Source organism: uncultured Microbacterium sp., assembly GCF_963524805.1.
GTDB lineage: Bacteria > Actinomycetota > Actinomycetes > Actinomycetales > Microbacteriaceae > Microbacterium.
On record NZ_CAURGG010000002.1, the window covers coordinates 597,939 to 612,113 of the forward strand.

Genomic DNA, 14,175 nt, shown 5'->3' on the forward strand with positions numbered 1-14,175 from the left:
CAGTCGCATGACGACAGCGACGAAGGACTACCGCGGCACCACCGCCCTCATCACCGGCGCGAGCGCCGGCCTCGGCACCGAGTTCGCCACCCGATTCGCCGCGCGAGGCGCGAACGTCGTGCTCGTCGCCCGTCGCGAAGACCGCTTGCGCGATCTCGCCGAGCGCCTCGAACGCGCGCACGGCGTCACGGCGACGGTGATCGCACTCGATCTGTCCCGACCGGATGCCGCCGCCCAGTTGCGCCGGGAACTCGAGGACCGCGGCATCGTCATACAGAGCCTCGTGAACAACGCGGGCTTCGGCATGCGGGGTGCCTTCGCCGAGTCGGATGCTGCACGCACGGCACAGATGGTGCAGCTGAACGTGGCCGCGCTCGTGGGCATCTCGCGCGAATTCCTGCCCGAGCTTGTGCGCGACGGGCGAGGAGTGCTCGTGAACATCGCGAGCACCGGCGCGTACCAGCCCTGCCCGAACATGGCGGTCTACGGCGCCACCAAGGCGTTCGTCCTGAGCTTCACCGAGGCGCTGGCCTACGAGACCCGCGAGTCGCGACTGCGCGTGCTCGCGGTGAGCCCGGGGGCAACGCGCACGGAGTTCTTCCACGTGGTCGGCACCGAGGACGCCTCGGTCGGCCGTTTCCAGACGCCGGAGCAGGTCGTCTCACTCGCCTTCCGCGAACTCGACAGGCGAGACACGCCCCCGAGCGTCGTCTCGGGCCGGGGCAACGCGGTCACCGCGAAGTTCGTGGGCTTCATGCCGCGCCGCCTGGTGCTGGCGATCAGCGGGCGCGTCTTGGCCTGACGGGCTGCAGAACTCCACAGTGTTCGTCGCGATTCGGCCCCGTGGGCCCGGAGGAAGGCTTTGACCTTCGCGCGTTGTGGAGTTCTGCAGGCGGCGCCATCCGCGCCCGTCCGGGCAGTCGCCGCAGGAATAGTTCTTGACCTCGCACGGTTCGAGTATGCAATATATTGCACATCGCGTCTTCGGAAGTCCCGCGGACGCACCGAAGAAGGGATGAACTCATGGGAACAACGGACGCCATTCAGAACGTCGTACTGGTGCACGGGGCGTTCGCGGACGGCTCGGGGTGGCGCCGAGTCTGGGAGGCGCTCACCTCTCGCGGCCTGCGGGTGACGATCGCTCAGATTCCGCTCACGTCTTTCGAGGACGACGTGGCGGCGACCCGGCGAGTGCTCGACCGCATCGGCGGCCCGGCGATCCTGGTCGGTCACTCGTGGGGAGGGACGGTCATCACCGAGGCGGGCAACCACCCGAACGTTTCCGGACTGGTTTACGTGTCGGCGCTCGTGCCCGACAGTGGAGAGTCCTCGGGTCAGCAGTACGAGGGGTTCGCGCCCACGCCCGAGTTCGTGATCGACATCGGAGACGACGGCTTCGGGTTCCTGAACGCCGAGAAGTTCAAGATCGGCTTCGCCGATGACCTCAGCGACGCCGATGCCGCGTTCCTGCGGGACGCCCAGGTTCCGGTCAACATGGCAGCGTTCTCGGCGCCCCTGTCGCACGCCGCCTGGCACGACAAGCCCAGCTGGGCGGTCATCGCGACGGAGGACAACGCGTTCGACCAGGCGATGCTGCAGCACATGGCGACGCGCGCCGGAGCACAGATCACGAACGTCTCGGGCAGTCACGCGCTGTTCATCTCGCAGGCGGAGGTCGTGTCCGACGTCATCGCCACCGCAGCCCAGAACGCCCCGGTTCCGGTCGCCTGATCCCAGGGTGCGATCTCTTCGTCACACGAACCTCGCAGAAACGCGCGGACTTCGGAGGATTCCTCGCGAATCCTCCGAAGTCCGTCGCATTGTGCGAACTCGCCACTCAGCCGCCCCGCGCGCTACCCGCCGCGCCGGAGACGCCCGGGCTCACACCGCCTTGGCCGCGGCCTTCGCGGCGCGCTTGTGCTCGCGCACCTTCGTGAGCGACTCGGGCGAGACGATGTCCGCGACCGACCGGAACGAGCCCTCCTCGCCGTAGGCGCCGGCCGCTTCGCGCCAGCCCGCGCCGGTGTACCCGTACTGCTTGCCCAGCAGCGCGAGGAAGATCTTCGCCTTCTGCTCGCCGAAGCCGGGCAGCGCCTTGAGTCGCTTGAGCACGGTCGGGCCGTCCGGATTGCCCTGCGTCCAGATGGCCGACGCGTCCCCGCCCCAGTCCTGCGCGATCACCGTGCAGAGAGCCTGCACGCGGCCCGCCATCGAACCCGGGAACCGGTGGACGGCGGGCGTCTGCGTGAACACCGCCACCAGGGACTCCGGGTCGTACGCGGCGAGGGTGGCGGCATCCACCGAACCGACCCGCTCCGCGATCTTCAACGGACCGGCGAACGCGGTCTCCATCGCGACCTGCTGGTCCAGCAGCATCCCGATCAGGAGGGCGAGCGGGTCGTCGGTCAGCAGGCGGTCGGCGGCGTCGTCGCCCGTGATGTGCAGCGTCATGCCGCCAGTCTCGCACCGGCGGGCCCCGTCCAGCCAGGCGGCCGTTGCCGCACGGACGACGTCGATTAGGTTGAAGGGAGCGCGATGCGAGCGCTCACGCCTGACACCCCCGGAGGACGACGCCATGGTCGACGCTCGCGCGCTGACGACGGCGAGCCTGCTCGGCCGTCGTGCGGTCGCCCGGCGGGGGCTGCTCGTGAGCGCGACCGCGACGGTCGCCGTGGCGGTCGCGACGGTCTGCACCCTGGCAGCGTGGCTGCTCGCCGCCGTGACGCGGGCGGGGGATGCCGCCCCTCCGGGCGTGCCGCCCGAGGAGGTCGCCGCGCAGGTCGAGGACGGCGTGATCGCGCTGATCTCGGCCGCACCCGCGCTGGTGCTGCTCGTGGTGATCCTGGCCGGGACGGCTGCGGCGCAGCTGGCGCGCCTTCTCGCGGCCGCCCGCGAACAGGAGACCGCGAACCTCCGGGCCCGGGGACTCTCCCGCCGGCAGGCGACGGTCGGCAACGCGATCGAGGCGGCAGCCGTGGCGGTGGTCGGGGCGGCTGCGGGTCTCGCGATCGCCGCGCTCGTTGCCCTGGTGGCCGTCGGCTCCGCGGGCGGGGTGGCATCGCTGTGGTGGATCGCCCTGGCCACCGCGGCCGTCCTCGCCCTGGTGATGGTGGTGGCATCGCGACCTCGCAGCGTCGCCGGCCGCGGAGCACGCGTGACCACCGTGGCCGCCGTCGTCGTGCTCGCGCTGGCCGCTGCGTTCGTGATCTGGCAGCTGCGCCTGGTGCGCGGAGCGGGGTTCGACCCCATCGCCGCGCTGGCCCCCACGGTCGTGCTGATGGCGGCTGCCGCCCTCGTCCTCGCGGTGTTCGGCGCCGGCGCCGCCGCATCGGTGCTTCCCGCCGCCGCGGCACCCGGGCTCGCGCCCGCCTATCCCGCCCGACAGGTCGCCCGGCGACTTCCGATCTACGCGGTCGCGGTGCTCCTGGTCGGCCTGACCGTCGCCCAGACCGTGTTCGCCGCCGCCTACAGCTCCACCTGGACGGCGATGGCGACCGACTCCGCGGCGCTGCGAGCGGGTGCCGACCTGCGCGTGGACCTCCAGCCGGACGCAGCGACGCCTGCGGTCGTCGGGGCTGCGGCATCCGTCGACGGGGTGGATGCCGCCGCCCCGGCGCTGGTCGTGCCCATCGAGATCGGCAGCACCGACGCGCAGCTGATCGCCGTTCCGAGCGCAGCGATCGAGACCGTCGTGTCCCCGGCGGGCGGACTCGTCGATCCGCAGGCGCTCGCCGCGGCCGTCGTCCCCGCGGGCGGCAGCGTCGCGGCCGCGCCGCTGCCCCTCGGCCCGTCCGCGACCGGACTGCGCGTCACGGCCACGGTCGGCTCCTCGCGCGAGAGCGCGGCCGCGTCGGTCGTCCTGGCGGCGACCCTGCTCGACGCGAACGGCGCCGCCGCGACGCTGCGCCTCGACGCCGCCGCGGTCCCCGAGCCGATCGACGGCGTGGTCACTCTGTCTGCCGAAGCGGACCTGCCCGAGGGAACGGCGCCCTGGAGCCTCCTCGCCCTGACCGCATCGGTGCCGGCCAGCTTCGCGAACGCGACGGTGGAGGTCGCTGTCACCGCCGTCGAGGCGCTCGGCGCCGACGCGCTCGAGGTGGCAGGTGGGGCCGTCGTGGATCAGGGCGCGCCGGAACAGGTCGTCTGGCTCGCCGACGGCACGGCGGGTGCCGCCGACGCGTCGACGGGTGCCGAAGAGGAAGCTCCCGTCCGTGCCGTGCTGAGCACCGCGCTCGCGGCCCGACTGGGGCTCGCGGTCGGCGACGAGATCGAGTTCCGCTACGCGGGCACGGGGCGTCGCGGCGGTCTCGAGATCGCTGAGATCGTGGATGCCGTGCCCGGCGCCGCGACAGGGCTGGCGGCCTTCGCACCGCTGGAGGTGCTCGAGGCATCCATGCTGCAGCGCGGCACGTCGCTCGTCAGCGCCACCTCGGTGTGGGCGTCCGGTTCCACATCGGCCGACGCGGCGCTCAGCGCGGCGCTCGATGACCGGCCGGTCGCGACCGCTTCGCCCGGCGTCGCCGACACCATCGTGAGCGCCCTCGTGGTCGGGTGGTGGATCGCGACGGCCGGATCGGTCGTGTTGTCGCTGCTCGCGGCGTCGGCGATCGCGCAGACCCTGGTGCTGGCCCGGCGCCGCGAGCTCGGCGTGCTGCGGGCTCTGGGTGTGCCGCACCGGCGCCAGGCGCGCCTGCGCGCGGCAGAGCTCGGTGCCGTGTTCGGCGCGTCGGTCGTCCTCGGGATGCCGGCAGGCCTGCTCGTGTCGTGGCTCATCGTGCCCGACCTCGTTCGGGCGGTGACCCCCGGCATCCTCTCCCTGGGAACGCCCGTGAGCCTCGCCTGGCCGGGTCTCGTGGTCGCCCTGGTCGTGCTCGGTGCCGGGCTCTCGGTCGTCGTCATCGCCACGACCCTCGGCGTCGACCGTGCCGCCCGCACCGCGACCGTCGGCGAGGACGCGCGATGAGCCGCCGCGTCACGACGCCGGCGCTCGTTCTGCGGCATCTCCGCGCCCGCTCGGGCGGGTCGACCGTCGCGGGGCTCGTGCTTCTGCTCGCGCTCGTCGCGACGCTGGCGCCGCTGGCGCTGGGCACACTCGCCGACGCCGCGCTCCGCGACCGGCTGTCGAGCCTGGGCGCCCTGGACCGCGACGTCGCGACCACCGTGGCCGGCCTGCCCCAGTCGGCCTCGCAGCCTGTCGACCCCGCCCTGACCGGCGACGAGGTGTGGGCTGCCTTCCAGGACAGCGTCGACCAGATCCGCACTCAGGCCGACCCGCCGCTCCCGTCGCTGCTGGCTCCCGCGCGCATGGTGGGCACGAGCCTGGATCTGCCGCTTGCCGAGACCGCGCCGAGCGGCCTGGTCACCGTCGCCTTCGACCCCGCGTACGCCGACGAGATCCGCATCGTCGAGGGCCGCGCGCCCGAGCCGGCGACCGCCCAGGACGTCCCGCAGGACGGCGAGGTGAACGCGACGGTCGAGATCGTGCTCTCCACCGATACGGCGGCCGAGATCGACTGGCCCGTCGGCGAGGCGCGGACCACCTCCCTCGGCGGCTACCGCACGGCGATCGTGCTCACCGGACTGTTCGAGGCGGTCGATGCCCAGAGCGACTACTGGCAGCACGTGTCCTCCGTGCTGCAGCCCAACATCTTCGACGACGGCAACCGCCCTCGCACCGTGACAGGGACCGGGTATGCGAACCCGGCCTCGCTGCCCATCGCGTTCTCGCTGCCGGGCCGGCAGGAGACGACAGTCTGGTTCCCGTTCGACACCAGCGGGATCGACGCCTCGACCGCGCCGGAGACCGCGGCGGCCCTGCGCAAGCTGACGGCCGTCTCGCACACCATCGGCAGCTCGGCCGACGGGGTCGGCATCCTGAGCCTGCGCTTCACCGCCGATGTGACGGCCACGATCGAACAGGCGCTCGCCCAGCAGGCCGCGACCGCAGGCCTGATCGCCATGATCATCGCCGGACCCGTCGGCGTGGCCGCCGCAGTACTCGTGCTGGGGTGCCGGCTCGTGCTCGAGCGACGCAGGTCGGCCCTGCGTCTGCTCTCGGCGCGCGGAGCCTCGGTCGGTCAGCTGCGCAGCCTGCTCGGCACCGAGGGAGCGCTCCTCGGTGTCGTCCCGGCGCTGCTGGGGCTGCTGCTGGGGCTCGCGGTCGGAAGGATCACCTGGGGGTCCGCGTTCACGCCGGCCCTGCTGCTGCCGGCGCTGCTGCTGGCGCTCGCGCCGCCCGTCATCCTCGCGGCGCTCGCCGCCGCGGCATCCGAGCGTCCTGCGCGGGCGGATCTCGGGCGCCGCGGATCCCGTGTGCGGCTGATCGCCGAGGGCATCGTGCTGGCGCTCGCCGCGGCCGCGGTGTCGCTGCTGTTCCTGCGCGGCACGAGCAGCGCTGACGGGGTCGACCTGCTGCAGGCCGCGACGCCGCTGCTGCTGGCTCTGGTCGCGTGCCTGATCACACTGCGCCTGTACCCGCTGCCGCTGCGGCGGGTGCTCGAATCCGCCCGTCGCGCGCCTGCACTCGGGTCGTTCCTGGGCGCCGCGCGGGCGCTGCGAGAACCGGCCATCGGGCTGACACCGGTGCTGGCGCTCGTGGTCGGCGTCTCGGTAGCGGTCTCGTCGGGCGTCCTGCTCTCGTCGTTGCAGGAGGGCGTCACGCGCGCCGCGCAGGCGGAGGTGGGCGCCGATCTCAAGGTCACGGGCGGGTCCTTCACCGCCGAGCAGCTGGCCCGGGTGCAGGCGATCGAAGGCGTCGAGGCGGCGACCGGGATCTCGGGCGCCGAGACGGCGACGCTCGACATCGACGGGCAGAAGCGGCCGACGTCGGTGTTCGTCGTGGATGCCGCCGACCTGCGCACGGTTCAGGGCGAGGGTCCGGGTCTGCTGCCGGCGGGCACGACGCTCGAGCAGGGCGCCGACCCGGTGCCGGTGATCGTCGCCGCCGCCACGGCCGAGCGGATCGACGGCTCGGAGGACGTGCGGGTCAATGCGACCGACGTCGAAGTGGTCGGCGTCTCGAGCGGCCCCAGTCCCATCGGCACCCGCGAGAACTGGGTCGCGATCGACGCGTCGTACGCGCCCGAGGTGATCGGGCGCGATCCCTCGGACCGCACGCTCCTGCTGGCACTCACGCCCGCGGCATCCGTCGACGATGTCTCTGCGGCGGTGCGCACGCAGCTCGGCGGGTCGGTGCGGATCGAGTCCGTCGACCGCATCGTGGCCGGCATCCAGTCCAGCCCCTCGGTGCAGGGCGTGCGCATCTCGCTGCTCGCGGCGACGGGGATCGCCGCGCTTCTGAGCGCGCTCGCGATCGTCATGACGCTCACGCTCGCCGCCCGGCCGCGCGCGCGCGTGCTCGCGCTGCTGCGCACCCTCGGTGCACCGCGGAGGTCGGCGACCTCGCTCGCCCTGTGGGAGATCGGACCGCCCGCGATCGCCGCGATCATCGCGGGCACGGTGTTCGGCGCGATCGTTCCCCTCGTCGTGCTGGCCGGCGTCGACCTGCGCTCGTTCACCGGCTCGAGCGTTCAACCGGGCTATCACGTGGATGCCGTCACCCTGGCGATCACGCTCGGGGGCTTCGTCCTGCTCGGAGCGGCCTTCACCGTCGTCGCCCTGTGGGTGTCACGTCGTGCACGCGCCGCGAGCGCGCTGCGCACCGTCGAGGAAGGATAGGACCATGGCCGACCCTGTCACCGCTACCGCCGCGGAAGCGGACATCCTGTGCGTGGATCTCGTGCGCATCTTCAAGGTGTTCTCCGGCGCGGGGCAGAGCGTGGAGGTGCAGGCGCTGCAGGGGCTGAACCTGCGCATCGACCCCGGGGAGCTGGTCGCCGTGATCGGAGCCTCCGGGTCGGGCAAATCGACGCTGCTGTCGATCCTGTCCAGCCTCGACCAGCCCACCGCCGGAGTCGCGTGGGTCGCGGGGCATGACCTGCTGACGATGAAGGAGAAGGAGCGCGTCGCGTTCCGCCGCCGCAGCGTCGGCTTCGTGTGGCAGCAGACCTCGCGCAACCTGCTGCCGTACCTGACCGCGGGCGAGAACGTCGCTGCCGCGCTGGCGGTGACCGGCGAGCCCAGGGGCGCCGCCGCCCGCCGGGCGCGTGTGGCGCAGCTGCTGGATCTGCTCGAGGTCTCGCACTGCGCCGAGCGGCGACCGGCCGAGATGTCGGGGGGCGAGCAGCAGCGGGTCGCGATCGCGGTCGGCATCGCGAACAGCCCCCGCGTGCTGCTGGCCGATGAGCCGACCGGCGAGCTCGACGACACGACCAGCGCGCACGTGCTCGAAGCGATGCGCTCGGTCAACCGCGAACTGGGCGTCACGACGCTCATCGTCACGCACGACCCGAGCGTCTCGGAGCACGTGGCGCGCACCGTGCAGATCCGCGACGGGCGCACCTCGACCGAGGTGCTGCGCTCCACCCGGCTCGACGAGCACGGCGCAGAGGAGCACGTCGCGGAGGAGTACGCGGTCGTGGACCGCGTAGGCCGCCTGCAGCTGCCCGACGAGTTCGTCACGGCGCTCGACCTGCGCGAGCGTGTGCGGCTGGCGCTGGAGCCCGACCATGTGGGGGTCTGGCCGGGCCGGCCGGCCGCGGATGCGTCCGACGCGAGAGCCGACGAAAAGCGACAGGATGAAGGATCATGACCGCACTGCGCGCGGAGAAGCTCACGCGGACGTTCTCGTCGTCGGCGGGAGACGTGCACGCGTGCGTCGACATCGACATCGAGGTGCACCCCGGCGAGCTGGTGGTCGTGCGCGGGGCATCCGGAGCCGGGAAGACCACGCTGCTGAACCTGCTCGGGGGCCTCGATCGACCGACCTCCGGCCGGGTCTGGATCGGGGAGGTCGAGGCGACGACGCTCGACGAGGACGCGTTGGCGCAGGTGCGACGCGAGCAGCTCGGATTCGTGTTCCAGTCCTTCGGGCTCATCCCGGTGCTCTCCGCCGCCGAGAACGTCGAGCTGCCGCTGCGCATCGCCCGCACCGCTCCGGCCGAACGCGATGAGCGCGTCGCCGAGGCGCTGCGCCTCGTCGGGCTCGCCGATCACGCGGCGCAGCGGCCGGGGGAGCTCTCCGGCGGTCAGCAGCAGCGGGTCGGCATCGCCCGGGCGATCGTCGCCCGCCCGCACGTGCTGATCGCGGACGAGCCGACCGGCCAGCTGGACTCCCGTACCGCCTCGACGGTCATGGATCTGATCGTCGATCTGGTGCACACCCGGGGCATCGCCGCCGTGGTCTCCACGCACGACCCGCTCCTGGTCCAGCGCGCCGACCGGGTGGTCGAGCTGCACGACGGGCGCATCACCTCGGAGTCGACGGGGGCGGATGCCGCGGCATCCCGAGCCGGCGAGGTCCCGCTGCCCGTCGACGCGCCGCCCGGCGACGCACCGCTCGTCGACGCACCGCCGCTGACCCGCGCCCAGGCGCGCGCTCAGCGCGACGCCCCCTGACCCCGCCCCTTACCGTGAGACGACATCTGCACGTCGAGACGGCGGGGTAGCCCCACCGTCTCGACGTGCAGTTGGCGTCTCACGGGTCGGGGGGCCGGCGGTGCGAGGATGAACGGGTGGACAGCCCCCTCGAGGACCTCGCGGCGCACGCGCACGGGACGCACGTCGTCGTGATCGGCGCGGGCATCGGCGGCCTGGTCGCCGCGCTCGCCTGCGCGAAGGTCGGCATGCGCGTGACGGTGCTGGAGGCATCGCACCGGGCGGGGGGCGCGATCCGCACCGAGGAGATCGCCGGCGTCCGCGTGGATCTCGGTGCTGAGGGCTACGCCACCCGCGGGGGAGCGGTGCGCGCGCTCGTCGATGAGCTCGGCCTCGCCGACGCGGTGGTCGCCGCCGCACCGCGGGCGGAGTGGATCTCGGGCCCGCCCGGGGGCGCGGCGCCCGTGCCGCCGGAGTCCCTCCGAGGCATCCCGCAGTACCCGTTCGAGGAGGGTGTGCGCCGCATGATCGGGTGGCGGGGAGCCTGGCGCGCCTACGTCGACCGCATCCGCCCTCCGCTGACGATCGGGCAGGAGCGCAGCCTCGGGCGCCTCGTCCGCTCGCGCATGGGAGAGCTCGTGCTGGATCGCATCGTCGCACCGCTCAGCCTGGGCGGCTTCGCGATCCATCCCGACGACGTCGACGTCGAAGTGGTCGCGCCGGGCCTGAACGCCGCTCTGACCAACACCGGGTCGCTCAGCGGCGCGGTCTCGCAGCTGCGCGCCGGTCCGCGCCCCGCCGGACCCGCCCTCGAAACGCTGGATGGCGGCATGACCCGCCTGGTCGACGCCCTGGTCGAGCGACTCACCGCCCTCGGGGCCGAGATCCGCCTGCGCACGGCAGCCGACCGCATCGAGCCGCTCGAGGACGGCCGATGGCGTGTGGTGGCCGACCCCGCCGCGACCGGCACCGAAGCGGAGGTCGAGATCGCGGATGCCGTCATCGTCGCGACCGGCGGGGAGCACGCGCAGCGCCTGCTGGCCGCGTGCGTCCCGTCGCTCGAGGCCGCGCCCCTGGTCGAGCTCGAGGTGCTCACCCTCGTCGTCGATTCCCCCGAACTGACCGCGGCGCCGCCGCGCACCGCGGTGTATCCGGTCGCGGGCACCGCGGTGGCGGCATCCATCACGGATTCCACGGCGCGCTGGCCCTGGATGACGGCCCCGCCCGGCACGGCCGTGCTCAAGGTCATCTTCGGCGGACCCGGTGTCGTGCCGGCCACCGCCGACCTCGACGACGAGGCGGCGGCCGAACTGGCCCTGGCCGAGGCGGGCGCGCTCCTCGACGTGCCGCTCGAGAGGGCTCGCCTGCGCGGATTCCAGCGAGCGCGGTGGTCCCAGCCGCCGCCGGTGTCCGCACGAGGCCACCGTGAGGCCTCCGAAGCGGCCCGCAGCGCGATCCACGACATCCCGGGCCTCGCCGTCGTCGGCGCCTGGATCGCGGGCACGGGCCTCGCGCAGGTCGTCCCCGACGCCCTCGCCGAAGCGGAGCGCGTGAAACGGGATGCCCTGTGGGGCGGCGCCGCGGACGCGTCGTTCTAGCACAGCCATTGCCGTATGGCCACGGGATAACGGAATGGGCATACAGGGCTACCCTGGGTGCAGACACCTCGTCCATCGAGCGGAAGGAGACCCCATGAGGGGCAAAGTAGGGCTCATCATCGGACTCGCGGCCGGCTATGTGCTCGGCACCCGCGCGGGACGCGAACGGTACGAGCAGATCAAGGAGCAGGTCGACAAGGTCTGGAACCTCGAGCCGGTGCAGGAGCAGGTGACCAAGGCGAAGGACTTCGCAAAATCCACCGCGATGGCGCTGCCGAGCACGCTGTGGGACAGCGCGGTCAAGGTCACGAAGTCGGCGACCTCGAAGGGCACGACGCCCGGGCAGAAGCTGGACGCGGCGATCAAGAGCGGCCGCGACCAGGTCGATGACGTGAGCCGCGCTGCCGGAACGTCGGCGCGCGCTGTGAAGGAGACGGCGGACGGCGCGTTCGACGACATCTCCGCGGCCGCGGGCGAGCCGCGCAACGGAGCCTGACTGTGACCACTCCCCGCGGCTTCCGGGATCGCAACGACGACAGCCTGTTCACGCTGATCGGCGAGATCCCGGAGCTCATCCGCAATCTCGTGATCGCCGAGATCGACGCGGGCAAGGCCTGGGTGCGACGCACGTCCAAGGACGCGGGGTTCGGTGCCGGCTGGATCGCCGTGGCGCTGTTCTTCCTGTTCTGGTCCGTCGGAGCGCTGCTCGCGTTCGCGATCATCGGGCTGTCGTCCTGGTGGCCGGCCTGGGTGGCCTCCCTCGTGGTGCTGATCGTGCTGCTGCTGGTCGCGGTGGTGTTCGCTCTGCTGGGCGTCCAGCGCTTCCGCAAGGTGGCGGCGGCTCAGAACCCGGTCCAGTCGATCGTCCAGGATGTCAAGGAGGTGCGCGATGAGCTCTAACTCACCCGTTCCGGTGTCCCGCACCACAGTCGCGGTCCCGCGCACCGCAGTGCCGATCGGCATCGCCGATCCGGTCGAGCAGGCCCGCGCCGAGCTGAAGGCGGCACTGGCCGCCATCGAGCAGAAGGCCAACGTGCCGCGGCGGGTGATGCAGGTGACCGACCGCACGATAGTGAAGGCCCGGGCGTTCTCGCGCCGCAATCCGGGTGCGACGACCGCGGCCGTCGTCACCGGCGCCGCCGCGGTGGGGGCGATCGTGTGGGCGGCCGTTCGGCTGTACACCCGCTGATCTGCAGGCACCGAAGCGCCGCATCATGAGTTCCCTGCCCGGGAGTATGCTCGAAGGGTCAGGCAGTGCGATGGTGCGAATGCTGCCGACGGCGCGGACCGTCTCACCCGAGGTCTGAAATCGTCTGTCGGTTGCTCGATCTTTTGGGGCGGCTGACCGCGCACCACGAGAGCCCAACCCTATGAACCACGCCCCCCAGCAGCCGCCCAAGCCCCTCGTGGGCTGGCGCGTGCTCGTGCCGCGCGGCGGCCCGTGGGGCGATGGCGTGGCGGCCACCCTGCGGCACCAGGGAGCGATCCCCGTGGTCGCGCCCCTCATCAACTTCGCGCCCACGAACGACCAGGCCACGCTGGATCAGGCGCTCGCCGACCTCGAGGCCGGCGCGTTCGACTGGCTCACGGTGACCAGCGCCACGACGGTGGACGTGCTCTTCGCGCACCGTGCCACGATTCCCGCCGCGACGAAGGTCGCCGCCGTCGGCGAGACGACCGCCGCCGCACTGCAGGCGGTCGGCTACCGCGTCGACCTCGTTCCGGAGCGCGACAACTCGGCAGCCGGAATGGCCGAGCAGATGATCGCCCTCGAGCCGGAGCCGCGCGACATCCTGACCCTGCGCAGCGAGATCGCCAAGCCCGTTCTCACACGCCTGCTGGCCGAGGCGGGTCATCGCGTGCGCAGCGTCGTGGCGTACCGCACCGTCGGGGTGCCGGTCACCGACCGCATCGCCGAGGACGTGCGCAACGGGCGCATCAACGCGATCCTGGTCACGAGCGGCTCGGTCGCCGAGCAGGTGCGTCAGCAGTTCCCGCACATCCCCGACACGACGGTGATCGCCGCGATCGGACCCCGCACCGCGAAGGACGCGCGCCGCGCGGGGCTCTCCGTCGACGTCGTGGCCGCCACGCAGACCGTCGACGCGCTCATCGACGCTGTCGCACGCTTCACCCTCCCGCACGCCGCGGACGAATTCGCGCCTTGACCCGCGTCGTCGTGCTGGCCGGGGGCGTCGGCGGCTCCCGCTTCTGTCTCGGCCTGCGCGCGGCGCTGGAGGGGCGAGTGGATGCCGCAGCCCCGGCATCCGGCTTCGACATCGTCGTGAACACCGGCGATGACCTCTGGCTGTCGGGCGTCCGCCTGCAGCCGGACGTCGACTCGATCGTCTACGCCCTCGCCGGGGTCAACGACACCGAGCGGGGCTGGGGCCGCGCCGGCGACAGCGAGCGCGTCAATTCCGAGCTGCAGGAGTGGCGCGCCGGGTGGCCCTGGTTCACGCTCGGCGACCTCGACCTCGGCACGCATCTCGCCCGCACCGGGTGGCTGCGCGAAGGATCGACGCCGACGCAGGTGATCGAGCGGATGTCGGCGCGCTGGCCCCTCGGCGCGCGACTGCTGCCCATGACCGACGCCGAGGTGGACACGCGGGTCGTGCTCGAGGACGGGCGGGTCATGCACTTCCAGGAGTGGTGGACGCGCCACCGCGCGGCGCTGCGCCCCGCCCGGTTCGAGAACCCCGGCATCGACGCCGTTGTGCCGGCGCCCGGTGTGCTCGAGGCCCTCGCCGCGGCCGATCTCGTGCTGATCGCCCCCTCCAACCCCGTCGTCTCCATCGGCCCGATCCTCGCCGTTCCCGGCATCCACGACGCCGTGCGGTCCGCGCGCGGACGGGTCGTCGGCGTCTCGCCGATCATCGGCGGGCGGGTCGTGCGGGGCATGGCCGATGTCTGCCTGTCCGCGATCGGCGTGGAGACCTCGGCCCTCGCCGTCGCCGCGCACTACGGCGCGCGCTCGGGCGGCGGACTGCTCGATGACTGGCTGATCGCGGAGGAGGACGCGGCATCGGCGGCCGACATCGCCCGCGTGGGAATCCGCCCGGTCGTGACACCGCTGTGGATGCGGGACGCAGCGACCTCGGCGGCGCTGGCCGAAGCCGCGCTGCAGACGGCCGGGCACTGA

At 72.8% G+C, this 14,175-nt stretch carries 13 protein-coding genes; 12 read left to right on the top strand and 1 reads right to left on the bottom strand.

The features are described 5' to 3' along the window. Positions 1-7: 7 nt before the first annotated feature. Complete coding sequence (locus RWQ91_RS07325) at positions 8-802, top strand: SDR family oxidoreductase (RefSeq protein WP_314504184.1); 795 nt, start codon at positions 8-10, stop codon at positions 800-802. Positions 803-1,023: 221 nt separating this feature from the next. After that, entirely contained in the window at positions 1,024-1,731 is a 708-nt protein-coding gene (locus tag RWQ91_RS07330; protein WP_314504187.1) for an alpha/beta hydrolase, read from the top strand. Positions 1,732-1,881: 150 nt separating this feature from the next. Here RWQ91_RS07330 and RWQ91_RS07335 read toward each other — a convergent pair whose 3' ends face one another. Next, entirely contained in the window at positions 1,882-2,451 is a 570-nt protein-coding gene (locus RWQ91_RS07335) for an HhH-GPD-type base excision DNA repair protein (RefSeq protein ID WP_314504190.1), read from the bottom strand. Positions 2,452-2,575: 124 nt separating this feature from the next. Here RWQ91_RS07335 and RWQ91_RS07340 point away from each other — a divergent pair, with 124 nt between their 5' ends. The 10 genes from RWQ91_RS07340 to cofD all read left to right on the top strand — a co-directional run bounded on the left by RWQ91_RS07340 (position 2,576) and on the right by cofD (position 14,175). Further along, the gene (locus tag RWQ91_RS07340) at positions 2,576-4,963 is read left to right on the top strand and encodes an ABC transporter permease (protein ID WP_314504192.1); all 2,388 of its coding nucleotides are present in this window, start codon (positions 2,576-2,578) and stop codon (positions 4,961-4,963) included. Beyond that, positions 4,960-7,677 carry an FtsX-like permease family protein gene (locus RWQ91_RS07345; protein ID WP_314504194.1) on the top strand — a complete coding sequence of 906 codons (2,718 nt, stop codon included), beginning with the start codon at positions 4,960-4,962 and terminating at the stop codon, positions 7,675-7,677. The genes RWQ91_RS07340 and RWQ91_RS07345 overlap by 4 nt, the downstream gene beginning before the upstream one ends. Before the next feature lie 4 nt (positions 7,678-7,681). Next, entirely contained in the window at positions 7,682-8,650 is a 969-nt protein-coding gene (locus tag RWQ91_RS07350) for an ABC transporter ATP-binding protein (RefSeq protein WP_314504196.1), read from the top strand. Next, a complete protein-coding gene (locus tag RWQ91_RS07355) occupies positions 8,647-9,456 on the top strand; it encodes an ABC transporter ATP-binding protein (protein WP_314504199.1) in 810 nt (269 codons plus the stop codon). The genes RWQ91_RS07350 and RWQ91_RS07355 overlap by 4 nt, the downstream gene beginning before the upstream one ends. Positions 9,457-9,572: 116 nt before the next feature. Further along, positions 9,573-11,033 carry an FAD-dependent oxidoreductase gene (locus tag RWQ91_RS07360; RefSeq protein WP_314504201.1) on the top strand — a complete coding sequence of 487 codons (1,461 nt, stop codon included), beginning with the start codon at positions 9,573-9,575 and terminating at the stop codon, positions 11,031-11,033. Positions 11,034-11,127: 94 nt separating this feature from the next. Then, on the top strand, positions 11,128-11,529 hold the full coding sequence (locus RWQ91_RS07365) for a hypothetical protein (protein WP_314504204.1): 402 nt from the start codon (positions 11,128-11,130) through the stop codon (positions 11,527-11,529). A gap of 2 nt (positions 11,530-11,531) precedes the next feature. Then, complete coding sequence (locus RWQ91_RS07370; protein WP_314504206.1) at positions 11,532-11,933, top strand: phage holin family protein; 402 nt, start codon at positions 11,532-11,534, stop codon at positions 11,931-11,933. Continuing rightward, positions 11,923-12,222, top strand: a complete 300-nt coding sequence (locus RWQ91_RS07375; protein ID WP_314504209.1) for a hypothetical protein — start codon at positions 11,923-11,925, stop codon at positions 12,220-12,222. Before RWQ91_RS07370 ends, RWQ91_RS07375 begins: the two co-directional genes overlap by 11 nt. 181 nt (positions 12,223-12,403) lie before the next feature. Further along, entirely contained in the window at positions 12,404-13,201 is a 798-nt protein-coding gene (locus RWQ91_RS07380) for a uroporphyrinogen-III synthase (RefSeq protein ID WP_314504210.1), read from the top strand. Next, complete coding sequence (cofD, locus tag RWQ91_RS07385) at positions 13,198-14,175, top strand: 2-phospho-L-lactate transferase (RefSeq protein WP_314504213.1); 978 nt, start codon at positions 13,198-13,200, stop codon at positions 14,173-14,175. The genes RWQ91_RS07380 and cofD overlap by 4 nt, the downstream gene beginning before the upstream one ends.

Excerpts from the sequence above, each read along its gene's own strand:
- RWQ91_RS07365 (WP_314504204.1), top strand. The coding sequence starts at position 11,128 with ATGAGGGGCAAAGTAGGGCTCATCATCGGACTCGCGGCCGGCTATGTG.
- RWQ91_RS07380 (WP_314504210.1), top strand. The coding sequence starts at position 12,404 with ATGAACCACGCCCCCCAGCAGCCGCCCAAGCCCCTCGTGGGCTGGCGC.
- RWQ91_RS07330 (WP_314504187.1), top strand. The coding sequence starts at position 1,024 with ATGGGAACAACGGACGCCATTCAGAACGTCGTACTGGTGCACGGGGCG.
- RWQ91_RS07340 (WP_314504192.1), top strand. The coding sequence starts at position 2,576 with ATGGTCGACGCTCGCGCGCTGACGACGGCGAGCCTGCTCGGCCGTCGT.
- RWQ91_RS07325 (WP_314504184.1), top strand. The coding sequence starts at position 8 with ATGACGACAGCGACGAAGGACTACCGCGGCACCACCGCCCTCATCACC.
- RWQ91_RS07375 (WP_314504209.1), top strand. The coding sequence starts at position 11,923 with ATGAGCTCTAACTCACCCGTTCCGGTGTCCCGCACCACAGTCGCGGTC.
- RWQ91_RS07350 (WP_314504196.1), top strand. The coding sequence starts at position 7,682 with ATGGCCGACCCTGTCACCGCTACCGCCGCGGAAGCGGACATCCTGTGC.
- RWQ91_RS07335 (WP_314504190.1), bottom strand. The coding sequence starts at position 2,451 with ATGACGCTGCACATCACGGGCGACGACGCCGCCGACCGCCTGCTGACC.
- RWQ91_RS07355 (WP_314504199.1), top strand. The coding sequence starts at position 8,647 with ATGACCGCACTGCGCGCGGAGAAGCTCACGCGGACGTTCTCGTCGTCG.
- RWQ91_RS07345 (WP_314504194.1), top strand. The coding sequence starts at position 4,960 with ATGAGCCGCCGCGTCACGACGCCGGCGCTCGTTCTGCGGCATCTCCGC.